The organism is Gilvibacter sediminis (assembly GCF_028561565.1).
Lineage (GTDB): Bacteria > Bacteroidota > Bacteroidia > Flavobacteriales > Flavobacteriaceae > Gilvibacter > Gilvibacter sediminis.
Map to the genome: position 1 here is coordinate 19,820 of NZ_JAQQTE010000001.1, position 19,420 is coordinate 39,239.

Consider the following 19,420-nt stretch of genomic DNA (forward strand, 5'->3'; position numbering starts at 1 on the left):
AGGAAATTCCATTTTAACAGACTACCCTCAATGTTGCGTATCTTTAATCCAAAACCAAAAAACATGAAAATGCGGATCCGACAGTATTTCTTAGTGTGCTTTATGGCCATGAGCGCTTTAAGTTTTGGCCAAGACATGGCCGATGTAACTATCAAAACAATTCCTGTAAATGGACCGGTTTATATGTTAGAAGGTCGCGGTGGAAACATTGGAGTTTCTATTGGAGCCGATGGGGTCTTTGTAATTGACGATCAGTTTGCGCCTTTATCAGAAAAAATCTTGGCCGCCATTAAAGCCCTTAGCGATGCACCGCTGCAATATGTTGCCAACACGCACTATCACGGAGATCATTCGGGCGGGAACGCTAATATGCAACGCGCTGGCGCCACCATAGTTGCTCATAAAAATGTTCGTAAGCGCCTTGAACAACCAGATAGAAACGGGAACGATAGACCACAGGAAGCTCTACCAGTGATCACTTATAAAACGCAGATGTCTATTTATATCAATGGAGAAGAAGTGGTGATCCTTCACGTGGGTAATGCACATACCGATGGAGATTCCCTACTCTACTTTACGCAAAGCAATGTTCTGCACACCGGCGATACCTTTTTCAACGGACGCTATCCGTATATCGATTTGAATTCCGGCGGATCTGTAGAAGGTTATCTCGCAGCAGTAAAACGCGGTATGATGCTGGTAGACGAGGACACCAAGATCATTCCGGGTCACGGTCCTTTAGCCACCCGAGCAGACTATATGGCCTTTATGAAAATGCTAGAAGGGCTCAAAGAGAATTCGCTTAGAGCCATCAATGCCGGAATGAGCTTTGAAGAATTTGTGGCTGATGAAAGCATCACCGCCGAATACGACGCTCAGGGCTTTGGTAGTGGATTCATCAATCCACAGCGCATGCGCGAAACGCTTTATAAAAGCCTGAAAAAACAGCCTTAGAAGTCAAAGTACCAATTGAAGAGGTCTGTACGGATCCCAAGGTTAAACCAAGTGGAACTTGAAGCGAACTCCGTAGCCGTATCCACATCTGGAGTAAAATCACGGAACAAAAGCGAAGCATAGACTTTTAGGTTGGTAGCCGGATTGATCAAATATCCGCCTTGAAATTCTCCGATAAAAACCGAGGTCGTATTCCCTTGCCCGATCTCAATACCCGTGTCAAAAGGTCGGTCGGCCTCATCACGGTAAATATCGCCTCCATAGTAAAAGGAATCCTCTGTAGTGTTGAAATCAAAACCGCGCTCCCCAAAGGTCAATTTAGCCGATCCAAACCAACGCCCGTTAAAATAACGCGCAATTAAGATCCCTTCTCTGAAGTTAGCACCCCAAAGGTGCGCCATGGGTTGATTTTGATGCCCGTAGTTGAGCACAATGGTATTGTGTGAATAAGTATAAGGACGCACTTGGTTGTATTCTGCCTGCAGATAAAGATTCTTCACCCCAAAAGCATTGTAGTACTTGGCCCCCAATTGAAAACCGAGTTTGTTCTTCCAGCTTTGATCGCCGCCAAAAACATCTCCAGAAGAGAATTCATCTATAACCACTTGGCTGTAGGCGTTGATCTGATCTGAGAACTTATATTTTCCGCTCAAACCAATAATGGCGTTTCCTCCGCGGGAACCGGTTGTAAACTCAATGGCTCTGTAAAAGATCACCGGATTCAAATAGTTGAGATCAAAGCCGCGATCGTTATCGTTTTCCCACATAACAGCTTCAAACAGACCTATATTCAAGCGTTTGGTCACATTGATACTCAAATAATGGTTGGCCATGTATTTGGTTCTAAAGGAACCGTCCAAGGTCACCTCAGAACGTACATCGCGCAGCGACATCCACGTATTGGTGTATTTGAGCTTCCAGAAATTGGTGTTCAAGCGTAAATAAGGATATGGAGAAGCGTTGTCACTCAGAAGTAAAGAGCGGTAACCATCCCCAATAAAATTCTTTCCGTGTCCCAGTTGAATGTTGAAATGCTGGCTCGGCGCATAGGACAAATAACCCTCAGCCACGGGATAATCATAAGAATCCGTTCTAAAAGGCTCGGCAATATTACGCCCGGGAATAATGGCAGGGTTCCCTCCGTCAGGACGGAGCGACTCCGCATAACGATTAAAATAACCTGCAAAACGCCCTTGACTTTCATAGACCGCCGCAAAGAAGTTCAGTTTTTTGCCCAATCCACCTTGAAAATATACCAAACGGGTATTGTTATAGGTATCCACGCCGTCTCCACGTCCTACTTGAAGATCCACTCCGGGGTCAATGGTGAACCAATAGTCTTCACCCTTTACAATTCCCATATGCTCATTCCACCATTTTCTACCCAGCCAAGAGGACTTCTTTTTGAGTAGCTTCTGATTGGCAGCTTCAAAATTGTAGTATTTATTCACCTCCTCATACACATAAGGTTTCTGAGCGGTGTGGTTGTTTATGCCGACTTGATTCATGGCTGGATCAAACATGGCGTAATTCTGATGGGAAAGCGGAATGTTCAGCTGACTGGTGTACTCTTCATTCTGATAAGGAAAACTTTTGATATCCTCATATTCTGTATTGAACTGATCTTGCACTACCACAAGACTGGTATCATCTGAATCTGTAGTGCCTGTATTTGACGCAGATGCAGTGGTCTGTGTGATCTGCGGAGCTTGTAATGGAAGGTTTACACTAAACTGGAATTGTACATAGGTGGGTTTAGCGTTGTAAGTAGCCGGTTCAATTTTTGGCAATTCACCAAAGACGCGTTTTACCTCGTCCTTCAATTCCTGATAGGCCGCCTCTGTGTACAAAACCTTGAACTCACCTTCTGCAGTAACCTCTAAAAGAGAGACCATTACTCCTGAGTAATTCTCCTCACCAATTATCTCTGGTGTTTTGAAATTTTCGTAAAAGAACTGTTGCAATGTGGCGTTGAAACAATCGGCCAATGCAGCACCACTTTGTCCTTCACAAGACTCAAAGACGGGATACTTTTCAATATCTGATAGCGCTTCTTGCGCCTTTAGCGAATATGTAGTTAACAGCAGTAAAACGAGGAGTGAGCGCAGCGGTAAATTCATAAAACGTAGATAGGCTGTCGAAAGATACGTTTTTTTGAGAATCCTAAAAGTAGAAATCCCGCCAAGGAGGCGGGACTTCAATTAATCTTGTATCTGAAAGATGATCGGCAGTGAAAAGATCACGGGGACACTTTTTCCCTGATGCATCCCTGGATTCATCTGGGGCAGCTTTTTGATGACCTTAATGGCTTCATCACGCAAAGCGTCATTTGCTGTCCTGACCTTAATATCGGTAACCACACCATCTGGACCGATGGTGAACTGACACGCAATTCGAACCTTCCCAGAAAGGTTCTCTTCGGCACCGATATCATAATCAAAGCGGCGTTGCACAAATTTGTGGGTCATACGCGTAAAGCATTCCAATTGCTCTTCACGATCCGCGCCAGCATCACAACCTGGAAAGGTTGGGATCTGCATTACATTGTTGATGTAGATCGGTGTTGGTGGTTCCTCCTTAGGGGGATCCCCTTTGACCAAATTGGCTCCCGGGCTCACCTCTACAACAGGCGGATCCGTACTGATGTTTGGCGTTACGGTAGTGGCCACATCATTTTTGACCACCTCAATAACGTCGCGGACCTGTTTAGGCGGCTCTACTTTGGCCACAGGTTCTACCTTAGGTTTTACAGTTTCTACAATAAAATCCGTCATAGTAAACACCTCATCATCCGAATCATCGGTATACGTGATGGGTATCTCCTTAATTTCAATACGAACTGTTTCGACCACAAAAAGGACAAACAGCAAGCTAAAGATCAGACCAAATTGAAAATTTCGCGTGTGGTTCCAACGCAAATTTACCTGGCGTTTTTTTTGGATGGAAGTCAGTTGGTTAGTGTCTGTGTTTTTGGCATTTTGTTTCATGACTACTGACTTTTAGAAACACTGAGCTGAATCGGCTAGTACTTAGCCCAGCATTGATATGTTAAAGTTTTTAACATACAAGATTGATGCCAAAAAAAAATCCCGCTGGCAGAGCGGGATCTATTTGGTTGAAACTTTTTAGAAATTAATCCTGTACGGCAAAAAGAATCGGTAGTGAGTACAATACCCCTACAGCTTTTCCACGCTGCTTTCCTGGGGTCATTTTTGGAAGTCCTTGTACTACTTTGATAGCTTCTTGCTCCAGTCTTGGGTGTGGTGCACGAGCACGCACATTTACAACGTTTCCGTTGCGGTCAATCTTAAACTGTACTGCGATACGCTGACGTCCTGAAAGACCAAGTTCTCCTGCTAGTTCGGTATCGAACTTCTTGTTTACGAACTTGCTGATCTTTTCAGACATACATTTTTTCTTCGCATCATTGTTTCCAGCGTTTTCACAACCTGGATAAATTGGTACGTTTTCAATTACTGCAAAAGGAACGTCTGCGATAACTTCCTCCTCTACTTCTTCGATCTCTTCGATCTCAACGATCTCTTCTTCCTGATCTGTTTCAGTAGATTCAATTACCGTCTCCTCTACGTCTTCTTCATCTTCTACGATGTCGATAACCTCTGGTGCCGGTGGTGGCGGTGGAGGTGGTGGAGGTTGGTTCTGAATTTCAGTCACTGGTACTTCCTCTTCGAATTCTTCGTCGAGTTCCAGTTGATCTAGAGCCAAGGCGTCTTTGTCGTAAGTCTTATACTCTATGGCCTGCCATGCCAGTAAAAGCATTACAATCATTCCGATCTGAAAGAAGTAGATACTTCTTTTACGTAAATCTGCTTTAGGATTTTTCTTCGGTTCCATTGCGTTTCTGAATTAATATGCACGCTAAAATATAGAATTTCTAGCGCAAAAAAAATTAAACTTTGTTATTTAACCCGACTTTTGATCGCAAATAAAAAATTGCAGTCGCGCCAATGAACATTCCCACGGTATTTGCTACTACATCATAAGGATCAGCGCTTCTACTTTGGGTGATCTGTGCCTGTAAAAACTCAATTATTGTACCATAAATAAAAGAGCTGATTAAAAGGACCAAAAGGTAGGGCTTCCAAAAGCTCGGTGTGCTTCTGCGCAACCAATAGGCACCCCAGAGCACGGCCAGGCCAGCGTAAGCAACAAAATGCGCCACTTTATCTTGAAATGGAAACATGGGAACCTTTGGAAGATCCGTCTTTTCCAGAATAGAGACTAGCGTTAGAAAGGCTGAATAAATCAGTGCAAGCGCGAGTAGAAATCTAGGCGTCAACCAAGGCTTTATATCCGGCATCGTCAAGCAATTCTTCTACTTCTGACGTGTCACTGATCTTTACCTTGATCATCCACCCGTCTCCGTAAGGATCTGAATTCACCGTTTCTGGAGCATCCTCCAAGGATTCGTTGAACTCAATGATCTCACCAGAAAGTGGCAAGAAAAGGTCAGATACAGTCTTCACTGCCTCTACCGTACCGAAAACCTCATCTTTATCTAAGGTTTCGTCTACTGTTTCTACTTCTACATAAACAATGTCCCCAAGCTCTCCCTGGGCAAAGTCAGTAATCCCAACGGTGGCAACGTCTCCTTCAATTGAAACCCACTCGTGATCTTTAGTGTATTTGAGATTGGCTGGTATGTTCATTTCAACAATGGTATTATTTGATAGTATTTAGTTTCCAAAATTATAACGCAAGGTCAAACCTGTTCTGATCGTCGTCTGTGGGAAGGCGGTAGAAATCGCGTATTCCGAGAAGGTGTGATCGTAGTAGAACAAGGCGGTCAAATTCTTGCTCAAGGCGTAATCCGCAGTAAATTGTAAACCGTAAATGGTCTGTCCCGCAGTTACTTGGTTGTTTGCAATATCCAGGTAACGAATGATTGTTTTATTGTCGCGAATAGAAGCGTCTAGCTTGAAGTTCAAATCACTCTTAAGGATCTTCTTCTTGCCACCAAAATTGGTTCCAATGCGTAAATCCTTGATGCGGTATCCAAGCCCTACAATGTATTCTGTTCCTTGGATCTCTGTCAATAAGTTGTTTGCAAAGCTCAAAGATAATGCACGATCCGTTCGAACCTCAGCCAAAACTTTCACCGAGTTCTTCATCTCAAAATCTAGCTTGATCAATGGACTGAACTGCTCAGTAAGGTTTACGTTAGAAAGGATCAATCGGTTTTTAAAGTTTCCTGCTTGATCTACCTCCGTTGGATTGGCCTCATTGAAGTCCAAGTTGCTTTGGAACTGGTTTACTGTATATCCGGCGCGATATCCGTGCTGGATAGAGAAACGCTTAAAGTTCTTTTTGAACCATTTTAAACGCATCAGACCGGTGTACTTAATATCCCAGTTTGGCAGAGGCACATCTCTAAAGAGTCCTTTACGAACGTCATTGGCGTCTTGACCCGTATAAGCCGATAAGAACGCCGGTAAGAGTACTTCTTGATTGTTTCTTCCGAATCCAACAGGGAAGCCTGTAGACGGATCGGTTGGGAAATCATCGGTGCCGTAGAAATCACGAGCCAAACGGTTGGCCACAATTAGACGATTGCTTCTAAATTGATCAAAGGTCTGAGAGTTGAATTCATCGCTGCTTTGGAAAGCCGTTCGGATCAACATGGTTGAAATGTTGAAGTTTCCAAAAGTATTCGGCGTCAACGAACGGTAAAGTCCGTCTTCAATAATATAGTTCTCCGCATAAGACTCAGACAGGGTACGATTACCATTAAGATCGATCTTAAGGTCTGGCAAGAACTCAAAAGTCATCTGGTAGTCCAGTTGATTGTTCTTGGTGGTCGTATACTGCTGGTTAAATTCTGGGAAGATGGTTAACCATCCTTTACGAGCCGCAAGTGCTCGAACATCTGCCTGTCCACCAAATACGAATCCAGTGGTTGGCTTTAATGTTCCAATGAACCCAATAGACTGTAAATATCCAGGAAGGAAGGTACCGCGGTTCTCCTGATAGTTGAACTGCGCGCGTTTCAATCCTGTCACAATACCAATTACCGTATTCAAGGCCTGATCTCCTGCAGACAATCTAGACTTTGGTTTAGCAGCGTCTGGGTCTGCCCCTCCAGCTCCTGGAGGTGCTCCGGCCACTCCGCCTCCAGCATTGCCGCCTTTTCCTCCTCCATTACTGAACACAGAGGGATTCGCGCCGCCTTTGCTATCATCATCAGATGGAGCCTGCTTTTTCTTGATCCCTAAATAACGGTAAAAACTCGTGAAATCAAGCGTTGAATTGATTCGGTGCGTACTTGCATTCTGAATAGAGTTACCTAAGTTGTACGTGTCTTGAACCCCGTCAGAAGTAGTAATGGTAATATTATCAAACAAGTCCGATCCGTCTTGCCATTGATAATCCCCGGTATAGGAATAGGTTGCCCTAATGAATTCCAAGAATGGGAACTTATTGAACGGCAGATCGTAATTGAGCTGCAAGGATTGAAAATGTCGGTTGGGTTCTCCTAAGTCAAAGAAGCCGTCCCAGACGCCGGCATCCGGATCGTCTATGAGCCCTCCATCGTTCAAGAAATTATTGACAAAGTTGTTGCGGTTCGAGTTGAAATTGAAACGCAAAGATTTAGTCAGATTATAATTCAAAGTGAATTGGAAATCAAAGGTGTAATTACGCTGATACAATACGGGCAATTCAATGTTTCCATCGTCTTGGGCTCCAATGACCTCTCTAAACTTCTGCGAGTTGAACTGACGCATGAAGTTGGAGTTCACCGTAAGACTGGTCGGCAGATAATTTACGTTGAGATCTTTTAGGAATCTCCAGTATCGGCCTCTAAAGAGCGAATCGCTCTTCTTAAACGGTTCAAAGCTTTTTTGCGGGAAATTGAAATTATAGGTACCTCCCAAATTCACATTCTGACTCAAGGCCTCCTCGACCTCAAAGTCGCGGTGATTCTCTTCGTTATAACTGTAGGAGAAGGTAAAGTTCTCTACATCATAAGGCATTGGCGTCTTATCAGTGGTTCGGTCTTTACGCACCCCGATAAAGTTGATACTCTCTCTTTTGGTGTATTCTGTCGATTGACGCTTTCTCGCATCGGGATCATCAGCATTTTCAATACTGGTATCCAACTCTACATCCAAGAATTGCGGGTCATACTTTGGCGTAACCAATTGTTCGGATCTTCCGTAGTTGAATGGCAACTGGATTCCCCAAGTATTCGGCAACAGTTGTCCCAGGTTCACATTCGTAACTAAATCGTATGACTGAACATCTTCTAGGCTACGCTCTAAAGGTCCTTGTTCTAGGGATCCAAATCCAATGGTTGAACGTTGTCCGCTTGCGCTAACCGTTGCAAAATCAGCAATATTGGCGTCCATATTGGCAATAGCAGCCCAACCTCCACTGTTTTCTAGGTCTGAAAGGCGCAGTTCATTAAACCAAACTTCCCCTGCGATCTCGCGGTTGGATTGGTTTTTCAAACCGAGCATGATGGTACGTACCGCACCGAAACTCGGATTACCTTTAATACCAATACGCATCTCGTTCTCTGGTCCAACATCACCGCCCAATTCGCTCTCGGTAAAGAAGATCTCATCTGCTGCAGAGGTTCTCAACTCATTTGCACGAGCTTTTACTTCTTGCAGTAAGGTCAACGGAAGGTTCAAACGGTTTTCAATAGGCCAAATAGCTTCTGGATCTGATGTCCCGAAGGAAGTCGTATTCAGCGGAATCTGAATCTCGTAATAGTTCTGCGAAAGGTCATTACCCATTCGCATGAAGGCTACCATTTCACCGTCGGCCAGTGGAGTCTCCGTTTGGATGGATTCAGCGTGCAAGAACATCTCTAAGTTCTTGTACTGACGCATATCTACATTGAAATTCTTGTAGACCGCACGACCGTCATCAGGTTCGAGCCCCACTACCCTAATGGAAAGCGACTGCTCATTCTGACGAATATTGTTGTTGTTATTGACCAATTCTTCACGTTGTACTCCCGGAGGCAATACGTATGGAATCGGCACACGATTCTCGTTTTGTTCGATACTAACAGCCTCAGTTTCAAAGAGGGTGTCATCACCTTCATTAGGCTCGCCATCGGCTTGTAGGGTTTCTAAATAACGACGGTAGTCTCCGCGAACCAAGTCTAAGGTTCCAAAACGCAGTACGGTGTTCTCTTGGAAATCCGATAGAAACATACGCATGAATCGGATCGATCTGAAATCTGCAATACCATTGATCGCTCGGTCTGGAGCGCTAATTGGAATCTTATACTGGATCCAACGCACTGGAATGTCCGTGTTGTTCTCCAGGGTTACGGTCAGTTCTTTAACGTCGGTAATGAAATCCTGAGAAGCACCGTTAGTACCCGTATTATTCTCCACACTCATTCCAGGATAGATCGGTACTTCATACTCGAAGTAACTGTCTACCGTGTTCATGGTGTTATCTCGGTTGATATCTTCCACATCCGGTTGCGGTGTGGCACCTCGGTTGGTATTGGTTACGGTCTCTGGTGAGTTTCCTTCGTTACCGTTGTATTGTTTGTAGCGATCAATGATGTTCCCTTCTGCTTGCAGGAAGAATACATAGTTGTCATTCGCAGGATCTTCTAAACTGGCAAAAGCTGGGAAATTTGCGGCCTCCCCGGCATCGTTAATACCGTCATATCCAATATCCTGATTTTCGCGATCCGGCCCTGTTGTATCAAAGGTATAGATCAATGATTGTTGCGAAGGCACCTTACCGTAAACCGTTGGAATGGTATTGGCTGTTCCTCCATCTGCCGGAAGTCCGTTCTCGTATTGCTTGCGTCCATCTTTCAAGATATCTTCGGAAATATTCCCCAAGTTGAAGGTCAAAGTTCCGCGATCCGAAAGTGTTTCGTCATGCGCATACGGGTCCATCAACCAAAACTGAATGTACTCCACATTGGTACGTTCAAAATCGGTAGAGGTCAATTGACGGGAAATACCTCCAAAACGGCTTCCCGGATCAGGAAGTGTATTGGTTCCTCCCGCTACCGGGTTGTAGTTATACGGCCCACGTTCTGACGGGAAGTACGCCAAGTCCAATGAGAACAAAGCCTGAGTTTGCCCTTGTACAATATCAACCTCTGGAAAGATCTCGTCAATAAAAACACGACGGGTTGCAAAGCTAGAAAGGTCGTCATCGGTAATTCCATCCGGACGCTGACGGCTGTAAAAGACCGGGTCAATGGTATACCAAGCTAATTTTGCTCTGTTGTAGTTGTATGCTAGATCTCCGTTTGGCAATTCTCCACCAAAACCAACTGGCGTACTGGAAAGGAACCAGCTCAATGGCGTTTTGATATCTAAAGCCGTTTGTGCGCCTTCAAAGTCATCTACATAGGTAGTGACTGTTCCTCCAAAGTTGCTCACTTTAGGTGCCCCTGCAAAGAGGTAGGCGAATTCACCACGAAGCGAAACATTAGACTCTACGTCTGTGTCAATGTTTGGCAGGTGATTGACCATTCGTGTTAGGAATGGAACCTGGGTGGAGTAGTTCGCGTTAAGCCCTACAATGGTATTGTTGATCGGCTCGTAGCTGTAATTCGCTTTTTGAGTAATTGGCCGCTCGTTCAAATTCAAATAGGTAGCTCCAACCAAGAAGTTCTCGTTGAATTGGTGCTCAATATTCAATCCCGTAAAACGACGAGTTTGTTGTCCAAAGACGGAGTTGTTCTCCGTAGTGATCTCAATTGGGGTGTTGCTATTCAACAAGGCCTGATCCAAGATCTGTACACGTCCCAATTGATAGTTTACCGTATAGTCAACACCTTCAACCAAAACGCGACCTCCAGCAGTTACAGTAACTGATCCCTGTGGAATATTGAACCCTCCAATTGGGATCCCATCACCTGCTGACGACTTGTAGCGTCCTTTAAGTTGGAATTTGTTCTTCTCACTCGCATTCTGCTCAGCAAAGGTCTTTGTAGAGGCATAAAGCTCTCTAAATACATACTGATTCTGGTTGGCGTTATAGGTAGACTCCACATCATAGTTCTCTGGAGAACCCGGAGATTCCTTCAACTCGTTAAAGAGGTATTCCCCAAAAGGTTCCACCTTGGTAAAGATGATGGTTCCGTTTTGTTGATCCACGGTAAGTCCAGGCACAAAGTCAAAGAATCCGTCACCGCCTTGAACCGGGTCATTGTTGTAGTTCAACTGATCCAGATCAAATACTCTTAAAAGTGTAGTTTGATTGAGGTCTTCTGGGAAGATCCCTTCACCTCCTGGCGCTGGAGTAATGTAGTTCAGCGGAGAAGGATCCGTATATAAAATGTTCATTCTAAAGTCATCGCGCTCCAATTGGAAAGCACCAAGACTATAGATGTTTTTCATCATCAGATCCCAGGTAGGGGTTTCTACATTGATGATATTACTCTTCAAAAGTTTTAGGATCAAATTCTGCGGAGAACCTTCTGCAAAGACAATATTATCATCAATACCATCTACGTTCACATCATTCCCACCAGTCTGATCCACGTCGCTAGTATCGTTGATTCCGTCTCCGTCACTATCGGTTCCGTTGTCATCCACCCCATCGCCGTTGATGTCCACATCGGCAATGTTTGGAATCCCGTCCATATCGTCATCAGGATTAGTACCTGTAGAGTTCACCCCGTCGTTGGAGAATTCCCCAACCTGATAAACACGTCCGTTAATGGTGTACTGGAAAGCAACAGCCAAAACCTCATCGTTACTCAAGCGCTGGCTCAATGATACATAACCGAGCTTTGGGTGTAAGGTATATTCGTTTGGTTGCAGTTTACGAGCATTCTCTTGCTTGGCGTAATCAATTCCTTCACGCACCGGCAAACCTCCAAATCCAGCTTCCACAGAAGCTACATCACGAATCGCATCGTTTAAAATGCTCTCCTCCGGTCCGTTAATTCCAAAAGGATTGAAATCGTTGTTGGAGTTGTCTGGAAATGCTGTTGGCCCGGCATTGATAAAGCTTGGTGGCACAGTCAATAAACCGATCTTATCCGGATCTGATTCTCCCAGATCCTGAAGCGCAACAATGTTTCTTACGTTCTCTGTATTCTGTGTACGGTTGGTTACCCAAACTTCTGCACGCGTGATCTGAATCTGCGTGTTGATGAACGGATACTGTTCCAAGTTCGCGTCGTATCGATCTCTAAAGTATTGCGAAAGGAAGAAGTGACGATCCTCGTCATAGTCCAAAGCAAAGATCTCAAAGTCGGTCACGGTAGCACCACCTTCTGCAACTACAGTTCGAGTTTCAGACTGCTGTTCTGAGAATACTCCAGTGATTCGGGTTTTACCGAATTGCAATTCGGTCTTCACACCAAAAAGCGATTGTGCTCCAGTGATCAAACTGGTATTTAAAGGCAAAGCCACGTTACCCACCTCAATTTTGCGAACAATATCATCTTCTGTTGGAGTGTATTCTAACTTAATCTGATTTTGGAAATCAAAGGTCGATTCTGTGTCGTAATTCGCCGTTACTTGCAGACGCTTACCTACTTTACCCAGCAAGCTCAGGGAAATGCGCTGGTCAAAATCAAAGGTGAGATTGCTTCTGTTTCTCGGAGAGAACGCAGGATTATCCTGCTTGGTGAACAAGAGTCCGAGATCCATCTCTATCGAACCCTGTGGAATTACTTCTATGGTGTTGCCTCCAAATACGGTCTCAAAAAAGTTTGAGTTCACGTAAAAGTTGGGCAATAAATTCTTTTGGTCCTCTTCTGAACCTTCTTTTTTACCGTCTGCCGCGTCGATCTTGGTTTTGAAATAATCACGCATGGACTCTTGCAGTACCAAATCGTGATATTCCTCTGGTGTTAAAATGGTTGGATAGGTGATATTAAAAGAACCAACCTTTTGCGTGTAGATATATCGATCTGTAATTGGGTCGTAAGTGTAGGAGTCCTCCACGCTATTGGTGGGCAGCTCCATACGTCCCATGACAAAACCTGTTTTTGTAGAGTCCGTAACAGTCTCTGTTGGGTCCTGTGCCAGTGAGGTCGCGGTGGTTAGTATGCTAAAAAGGAATATCAGGCCCTTAAGCAGCCGTGCCTTGCGGTAATTTTCCCTGTTCAATTGTTATAAGTTTTTTAAAGCTAGTTTGATGATGGATTCAACGCTCGCATTTGGATCCTCTTGGACGATCTTAGACAGCACCTTATCGGTCTGTTTCCGACTAAAACCAAGAGTCTCTAAAGCAGATAACGCTTCATCTCTATTCGTATTGCTCGAAAAGTCCGAAACATCTTCCATTGCAAATACTTTCAAGATCTTGTCCTTCAAATCCAGGATGACACGTTGTGCCGTTTTTGCGCCAATTCCTTTAACGCCTTGGATAACCGCTACGTTACCCGTGGCAATGGCTTCCTGAACTTGTTTAGGGGGCAGCGAGGACAGCATGGTTCTTGCTGTACTGGCTCCAACGCCTGAAACAGAGATCAAAAGTTTGAAGATTTCGCGTTCCGAAGGTTCGAAAAATCCGTAGAGCGTATGCGAATCTTCCCGCACCATCATGTGGGTATAGAGCTTTACATTTTCCGATTCAGGGAGTAAAGAAAAGGTGTGTAGTGAGATATGAGCCTCATAGCCTACACCGTTGCATTCCACAACAACAGCGGTAGGGGATTTTTCTACTAGTCTTCCCTTGAGATGGGTGATCATTCGCTAACTCTGATAAAAACCCAAATATAGCATAATTATTCACATTGACTAGCGCGAATTTCCGTTAAAAATACAGGGGTTTTGGACTACTTTTTAGCCTGCTCTTTTGCCCGCTTTTCCTTTTGCTGAGCATCAATTACAACAACGGCGACCATATTGACAATTTCCTCCACGGTAGCACCCAATTGAAGGATGTGGGCAGGCTTCTTTAAACCGAGCATAATTGGACCGATGGAATCGGCATCGTCAAACTCTTTGAGCAGTTTGTAATTGCTGTTGGCAGCATCCAAATTAGGGAAGATCAAAGCGTTGACCTTTTTCTTGCCCAATTTAGAGAACGGATACTTATCCCCTCTCATTTCTGGATTGAGCGCAAAGTCTGTTTGCAATCCTCCATCTACGCAAAGTTGCGGCACATCTCTGTGCAAGATCTCCACGGCCTTTCTCACCTTTTCTGAGGAAGGATGTTTGGAAGTTCCGAAGTTGTTGTAAGACACCATGGCCATGGTTGGATTGACACCAAACATTTTCATGGTATACGCCGTCATATGAGCGATCTTGGCCAGATCTTCTGCAGACGGATCAATGTTGATCGCTGTATCTGAGATGAACAGCGGTCCGCGTTTGGTCAGCATCAAGTTGGTGGTGGCTACCTTGTCCACACCATCAAAACGGCCAATGGTCTCAATCACCGGGCGCACTACAGAGGAGTATGCTCTGGAATAACCAGAGATCAAACCTTCTGCATCGCCTTCATTGACCATCATGCAAGCAAAGTAGTTGCGCTCACGCATCAGCTTTTCAGCATCGTAAAGCGTGATACCGTTTCTGCGTCGCTTTTGCCAAAAGGTCTTGGCGTAGGACTTTAAAAGCGGCAAGGCATCATCTGCTTTTGGATCAATGATATCCACCTCAGCTTCAAAACCTATCTCTGCCATCAGTTCTTTGATCGTTGCCTTTCGCCCTAAGAGGATCGGGGTGGCAATTCCTTCTTCAAAAACAATTTGTGCAGCTTTCAAGACGTCTAAGTGATCAGCTTCTGCAAAGACGATCTTTTTAGGATTGGTTCGCGCACGATTCAATAGCAAACGAGTGATCTTGTTATCGTTCCCCATTCGGGCCAACAATTCATCTTCATAAGCTTGCCAATCATCAATTGGCGCAGTAGCCACTCCACTCTCCATTGCTGCTTTGGCTACAGCCGGAGGAATAGCGGTAATGAGTCTTGGATCAAATGGTTTTGGTATGATGTAGTCCTTTCCGAAGTTCAATCGCGTCTCGCCATAAGCGATATTCACCTGCTCCGGAACCGGTTGCTTGGTGAGTTCGGCCAAGGCTAAAGCTGCAGCCATCTTCATTTCTTCGTTGATCTTTGTAGCGCGAACATCCAAAGCTCCCCTAAAGATGAATGGGAATCCGAGCACGTTATTTACTTGATTCGGATGATCACTACGACCGGTAGCCATAATGATATCATCTCTGGTTTTGCAAGCCAAGTCATAGGCGATCTCTGGATCCGGATTGGCCAGGGCAAATACGATCGGCTTTGCGGCCATGGTTTGCAGCATCTCTGGGCTTACAATGTTTCCAATAGAAAGTCCCACAAACACATCAGCGTCTACAAGCGCCTCATCCAAAGTATCTATTTTGCGTGCTGTAGCGAACTCCTTCTTTTCTTTGGTGAGTCCTTCGCGATCTTGTCGGATCACCCCTTTAGAGTCAAGCATCACAATATTCTCTGGCTTAACACCGCAGGCAATATACATTCGCGTGCAACTTACCGCAGCAGCACCAGCTCCCGAGATCACTATTCGCACTTCACCAATTTCTTTCTCCGCAATCTCTAAAGCGTTTAGCAAAGCGGCCGTAGAAATGATGGCCGTTCCGTGCTGATCGTCATGCATGATTGGAATATCCAATTCCTCTTTGAGACGCGCCTCAATCTCAAAGGCCTCTGGAGCCTTAATGTCTTCTAAGTTGATCCCACCAAAGGTTGGCGAAATACGTTTTACCGTATCGATGAATTCATCGATGTTCTCGGTGTCAATTTCAATATCAAAAACGTCAATCCCCGCAAAAATCTTAAAGAGCAAGCCCTTCCCTTCCATAACAGGTTTAGAGGCCTCGGGACCAATATTCCCTAAACCTAATACGGCTGTACCGTTGGAGATCACCGCTACTAAGTTTCCTTTATTGGTGTATTTGTAGTTGTTGGCTTTGTCCTTTTCAATCTCCATACAAGGTTCAGCGACTCCAGGAGAATAGGCCAACGACAGATCGCGTTGGGTGCTGTATTTTTTGGTGGGGATTACTTCTATTTTACCGGGTTGTGGTTTGGCGTGGTAGTTTAGCGCTTCTTGGCGCTTTGTGGCTTTACTCATCCCAGAGGGGTTTTTTACAATGAAATTGAAGTTACAAATTTACCAATCCTCTAGGCAAATACGTTGAATTTGAAGGGATTTTTGATCTATTGCTGAGATTGCTGTGAGCTTAAGAAGGCAATGTTGCGCTGAAGGCCAGAGAACTTGGTACGTTTCACGGCGCTTTTCTTAAAGATTTCTCCAAAGACCTCCTCGGTAAGTTCCTTCCAAGCTGCTCTATCATTTTGAAGCAATTGAGGTTTGGGTTTAAACCTCGGTTCATTATGCGCTTTACTGAAGCGATTCCACGGGCAGACGTCTTGGCAAACATCACATCCAAACATCCAATCGTCCATTTGCCCTGAGAAATCTGACGGAATGGAATCTTTGAGTTCAATGGTGGCATAAGAAATACATTTGCTGCCGTCCACTACGTAAGGTTTGATGATCGCTTGGGTTGGGCAAGCATCAATACAAGCGGTGCAGGATCCGCAGTGATCGGTCACAGGGTGATCATAGGTCAACTCCAAGTCAATGATCAATTCAGCTACAAAAAAGAAACTTCCTGTTTTCTTGCTGAGCAGGTTGCTGTGCTTTCCAATCCATCCCAAACCGCTTTTAGCCGCCCAAGCCTTATCCAGAACTGGTGCAGAATCCACAAAGACACGCCCACCGACCTCACCGATCTCCTCTTGGATACAATGCATCAATTCTTTGAGTTTGTCTTTGACCACATAATGATAGTCTTCGCCATAGGCGTATTTAGAGATCTTAAAAGAATCTTTGCGTTGCTCCTCTTCTGGATAGTAATTGAACAGCAAAGAAACCACACTTTTGGCACCGAGAACCAATAGACTTGGGTCCAAACGCTTGTCAAAATGGTTCTCCATATAGGCCATTTTGCCGTGCATACCATCGCGTAGCCATTTTTCTAAGCGAGGCGCCTCGGCTTCAAGAAATTCAGCCTTGCTAATACCACAGCTCAAAAAGCCCAATCGTTTAGCGTGGGTTTTTATAATGTCCGCGTATGTATTTTGCTTGTTGTCCAATCTAAGATGCTCGAAATACTAAGATAGCATCTTTTGGTTTTAAAGTGATGAGCGGCCTAATGTCGATGGGCGACTTTTTGTGTTCGATGGTATGTTGGCTGAAAAGCTGGATCAGCGCCAAGATCATCTCATACATGGCAAAGTTATTCCCAATACACATTCTGGGACCGGCTCCAAAAGGAAAATAGTAATCACTGTGTTGTCTGGGTTGCTGTGGATCAAATCGATCTGGATCAAACTCCAAAGGACGTTCCCAATAAGTCTCGGAACGGTGAATCTCGTAAACAGAAAAGAGCACTGTAGAATCCTTAGGCAATCGATAGGCTCCGAGCTGATCTTCCTCATAATTTACACGATCAATAAAATAGGCAGGAGGATACAAGCGCATGGATTCTTGCAGCACTTGTTGGATATAGGTAGCGCCTTTTAGCATACTCATAATATCTTCACCAGAACTACTCAGTCGCACAGCCTCTTCTCGCACTTTCTTCAATGCCTCTGGATGTCTGGCCAAAAGCTCACAGGTAAAAGTCAATGCATTGGAGGTAGTCTCATGCCCGGCCACAAATAGAATTAGGATCTCATCAATAAGTTGCTCTTCCGCGATCTCCGTTCCATCCTCGTAACGCGCATCCAAAAGCATATCCAAGAGATCATCATATCGTTTACCGCTTTCGCGACGCTGGTTAACAAGTCCTTTGAGCATATCACGCGCTTCACCTACGGCGTCTAAATGCTTTTGAATTTTACCACTGCTCTTAAACCACCAAACCAGAAAGGGTTGGCGCAGCTCTTTGACCATCATTTGCTGAGCTTCTTCTGTGGTGCGCTGCAATTGGGCAATCTGCTCCGAGGTCACTCCGCCACTGAAAAGTGTTTTGATCACGGTTTGAAAAGCCAAGTCATTGAAAACACCGTGAATGTTTGCCGCTTGATTCAATTGAATATTCTGAAGCTCTTTAGCGATTACCGTTTGCATGGTGTCTAACAAATACTGCAATTGCTTTTTGTGAAAAGCGGGTTGAATTAATTTGCGTTGCCGCTGCCAATGATCACCCTCTGCAGTTAACAACCCACGACCCACGTACTTGGCGAGATCCTTAGTTTGGATCTTACTTTTGGTATAATTCCTTTGGTTTTTTTGAAGCGTATACCTCAAATACTCCGCATTCTTGGAAAATATGACCGTTGCTTTAGGACCGATCTTAAGCTCAAAGGAATCGCCCAAGCGTTTGAAGTTGGCATTGTGAAACGGAAGTGGATTCTTTACAATATTGGAAGCATGTCTTAAGAATCTTAAGAAGCTTACGGTTGGAAACTCTTTGAGACCCGTTTGTTTCATCAAAATAATCCGCCTTGAGTAGCGCCGCGCTCACGGCCCAAGTGTTTGTAAGCAGCTTCTGTAACTTCTCGGCCTCGCGGGGTTCTGACAATAAATCCTTGTTGGATCAAGAAAGGCTCGTAGACCTCTTCAATAGTTTCTCCAGATTCTGATACTGCCGTGGCCAAAGTGGTGATCCCCACAGGACCTCCCTTGAATTTATCAATGATGGTTGCCAAGATCTTATTGTCCATTTCATCCAAGCCATGAGCATCTACATTCAAGGCTTCTAAGGCGTATTTGGCAATTTTTATGTCGATGGTACCGTTGCCTTTGATCTGCGCAAAGTCACGCACGCGACGCAAAAGAGCATTGGCAATTCGCGGAGTCCCACGACTACGTCCTGCGATCTCAATTGCCGCTTCCATGGTGATGGGGACTTTCAAAATACCTGCACTGCGCTCAATAATGGTGGTAAGCAATTCGGTCTTGTAGTATTCCAGGCGAGAAGAGATCCCGAAACGCGCACGCATGGGAGCTGTTAACAAGCCGGAACGAGTGGTGGCACCAACAAGGGTAAAAGGATTCAAATTGATCTGTACCGTTCTAGCATTGGGACCAGTCTCGATCATGATATCGATCTTATAATCCTCCATTGCAGAATAGAGATACTCTTCCACAATGGGGCTTAGACGGTGAATCTCGTCTATAAATAGTACATCGCGTTCATCCAGATTGGTCAGCAGCCCTGCAAGATCTCCAGGTTTATCCAAAACAGGTCCAGAGGTTACCGTAATGCTTACGTCCAACTCATTGGCCAAAATATGAGCCAAGGTGGTTTTACCCAGTCCTGGAGGTCCGTGAAACAAGGTGTGATCCAAGGCTTCATCGCGCAGATTTGCCGCCTCAACAAAGATCTTTAAGTTGTCGAGTACCTGAGATTGGCCTGTAAAGTCATCAAAGGCCAGCGGCCGCAATTTGCGTTCTACATCTTGTTCTTCTGGAGTAAAATGTTCCCCGCTTGGGTCCAGGTGCTCGTTCATATAACAAATATACGAACTTGGGTTTTGCGAA

General features: G+C 44.8%; 12 protein-coding genes. 1 reads left to right on the forward strand and 11 read right to left on the reverse strand.

Annotation, left to right across the window (positions count from 1 at the left end; translation table 11 throughout):
- Positions 1-63: 63 nt before the first annotated feature.
- On the forward strand, positions 64-954 hold the full coding sequence (locus tag POW22_RS00100) for an MBL fold metallo-hydrolase (RefSeq protein WP_272830312.1): 891 nt from the start codon (positions 64-66) through the stop codon (positions 952-954).
- On the opposite strand, the gene POW22_RS00105 is transcribed toward POW22_RS00100, so the two are convergent.
- The 11 genes from POW22_RS00105 to ruvB form a co-directional block, all read right to left on the reverse strand.
- Positions 951-3,074, reverse strand: coding sequence for a gliding motility protein RemB (locus POW22_RS00105; RefSeq protein WP_272830313.1), 2,124 nt, complete (start codon positions 3,072-3,074; stop codon positions 951-953). The two genes, POW22_RS00100 and POW22_RS00105, sit on opposite strands and share 4 nt — an antisense overlap.
- 81 nt (positions 3,075-3,155) lie before the next feature.
- Complete coding sequence (locus POW22_RS00110; protein ID WP_272830316.1) at positions 3,156-3,941, reverse strand: energy transducer TonB; 786 nt, start codon at positions 3,939-3,941, stop codon at positions 3,156-3,158.
- A 145-nt stretch (positions 3,942-4,086) separates the two neighbouring features.
- Positions 4,087-4,809 (reverse strand): energy transducer TonB, encoded by a 723-nt coding sequence (locus tag POW22_RS00115; protein WP_272830317.1) that lies wholly within the window; start codon positions 4,807-4,809, stop codon positions 4,087-4,089.
- Between the two features lie 55 nt (positions 4,810-4,864).
- Entirely contained in the window at positions 4,865-5,275 is a 411-nt protein-coding gene (locus POW22_RS15420) for a VanZ family protein (protein ID WP_419180987.1), read from the reverse strand.
- Positions 5,244-5,624, reverse strand: coding sequence for a glycine cleavage system protein GcvH (gcvH, locus tag POW22_RS00120; protein WP_272830318.1), 381 nt, complete (start codon positions 5,622-5,624; stop codon positions 5,244-5,246). Before gcvH ends, POW22_RS15420 begins: the two co-directional genes overlap by 32 nt.
- Before the next feature lie 27 nt (positions 5,625-5,651).
- Entirely contained in the window at positions 5,652-13,031 is a 7,380-nt protein-coding gene (sov, locus tag POW22_RS00125) for a T9SS outer membrane translocon Sov/SprA (RefSeq protein ID WP_419180988.1), read from the reverse strand.
- Between the two features lie 3 nt (positions 13,032-13,034).
- Positions 13,035-13,616 (reverse strand): Holliday junction branch migration protein RuvA, encoded by a 582-nt coding sequence (ruvA, locus tag POW22_RS00130; protein ID WP_272830320.1) that lies wholly within the window; start codon positions 13,614-13,616, stop codon positions 13,035-13,037.
- Between the two features lie 86 nt (positions 13,617-13,702).
- Positions 13,703-15,997: an NADP-dependent malic enzyme gene (locus tag POW22_RS00135; RefSeq protein ID WP_272830321.1), complete on the reverse strand. Its 2,295-nt coding sequence runs from the start codon at positions 15,995-15,997 to the stop codon at positions 13,703-13,705.
- A gap of 86 nt (positions 15,998-16,083) precedes the next feature.
- Entirely contained in the window at positions 16,084-17,025 is a 942-nt protein-coding gene (gene queG, locus POW22_RS00140) for a tRNA epoxyqueuosine(34) reductase QueG (protein ID WP_272830322.1), read from the reverse strand.
- Between the two features lies 1 nt (position 17,026).
- The gene (locus tag POW22_RS00145; RefSeq protein WP_272830324.1) at positions 17,027-18,367 is read right to left on the reverse strand and encodes a cytochrome P450; all 1,341 of its coding nucleotides are present in this window, start codon (positions 18,365-18,367) and stop codon (positions 17,027-17,029) included.
- Positions 18,367-19,389, reverse strand: a complete 1,023-nt coding sequence (ruvB, locus tag POW22_RS00150) for a Holliday junction branch migration DNA helicase RuvB (protein ID WP_272830325.1) — start codon at positions 19,387-19,389, stop codon at positions 18,367-18,369. Before ruvB ends, POW22_RS00145 begins: the two co-directional genes overlap by 1 nt.
- Positions 19,390-19,420: the final 31 nt, after the last annotated feature.

Coding starts and splice junctions, on each gene's coding strand:
- POW22_RS00145 (WP_272830324.1), bottom strand. CDS start 18,367: ATGAAACAAACGGGTCTCAAAGAGTTTCCAACCGTAAGCTTCTTAAGA.
- POW22_RS15420 (WP_419180987.1), bottom strand. CDS start 5,275: ATGCCGGATATAAAGCCTTGGTTGACGCCTAGATTTCTACTCGCGCTT.
- POW22_RS00115 (WP_272830317.1), bottom strand. CDS start 4,809: ATGGAACCGAAGAAAAATCCTAAAGCAGATTTACGTAAAAGAAGTATC.
- POW22_RS00110 (WP_272830316.1), bottom strand. CDS start 3,941: ATGAAACAAAATGCCAAAAACACAGACACTAACCAACTGACTTCCATC.
- POW22_RS00135 (WP_272830321.1), bottom strand. CDS start 15,997: ATGAGTAAAGCCACAAAGCGCCAAGAAGCGCTAAACTACCACGCCAAA.
- ruvB (WP_272830325.1), bottom strand. CDS start 19,389: ATGAACGAGCACCTGGACCCAAGCGGGGAACATTTTACTCCAGAAGAA.
- POW22_RS00105 (WP_272830313.1), bottom strand. CDS start 3,074: ATGAATTTACCGCTGCGCTCACTCCTCGTTTTACTGCTGTTAACTACA.
- gcvH (WP_272830318.1), bottom strand. CDS start 5,624: ATGAACATACCAGCCAATCTCAAATACACTAAAGATCACGAGTGGGTT.
- ruvA (WP_272830320.1), bottom strand. CDS start 13,616: ATGATCACCCATCTCAAGGGAAGACTAGTAGAAAAATCCCCTACCGCT.
- POW22_RS00100 (WP_272830312.1), top strand. CDS start 64: ATGAAAATGCGGATCCGACAGTATTTCTTAGTGTGCTTTATGGCCATG.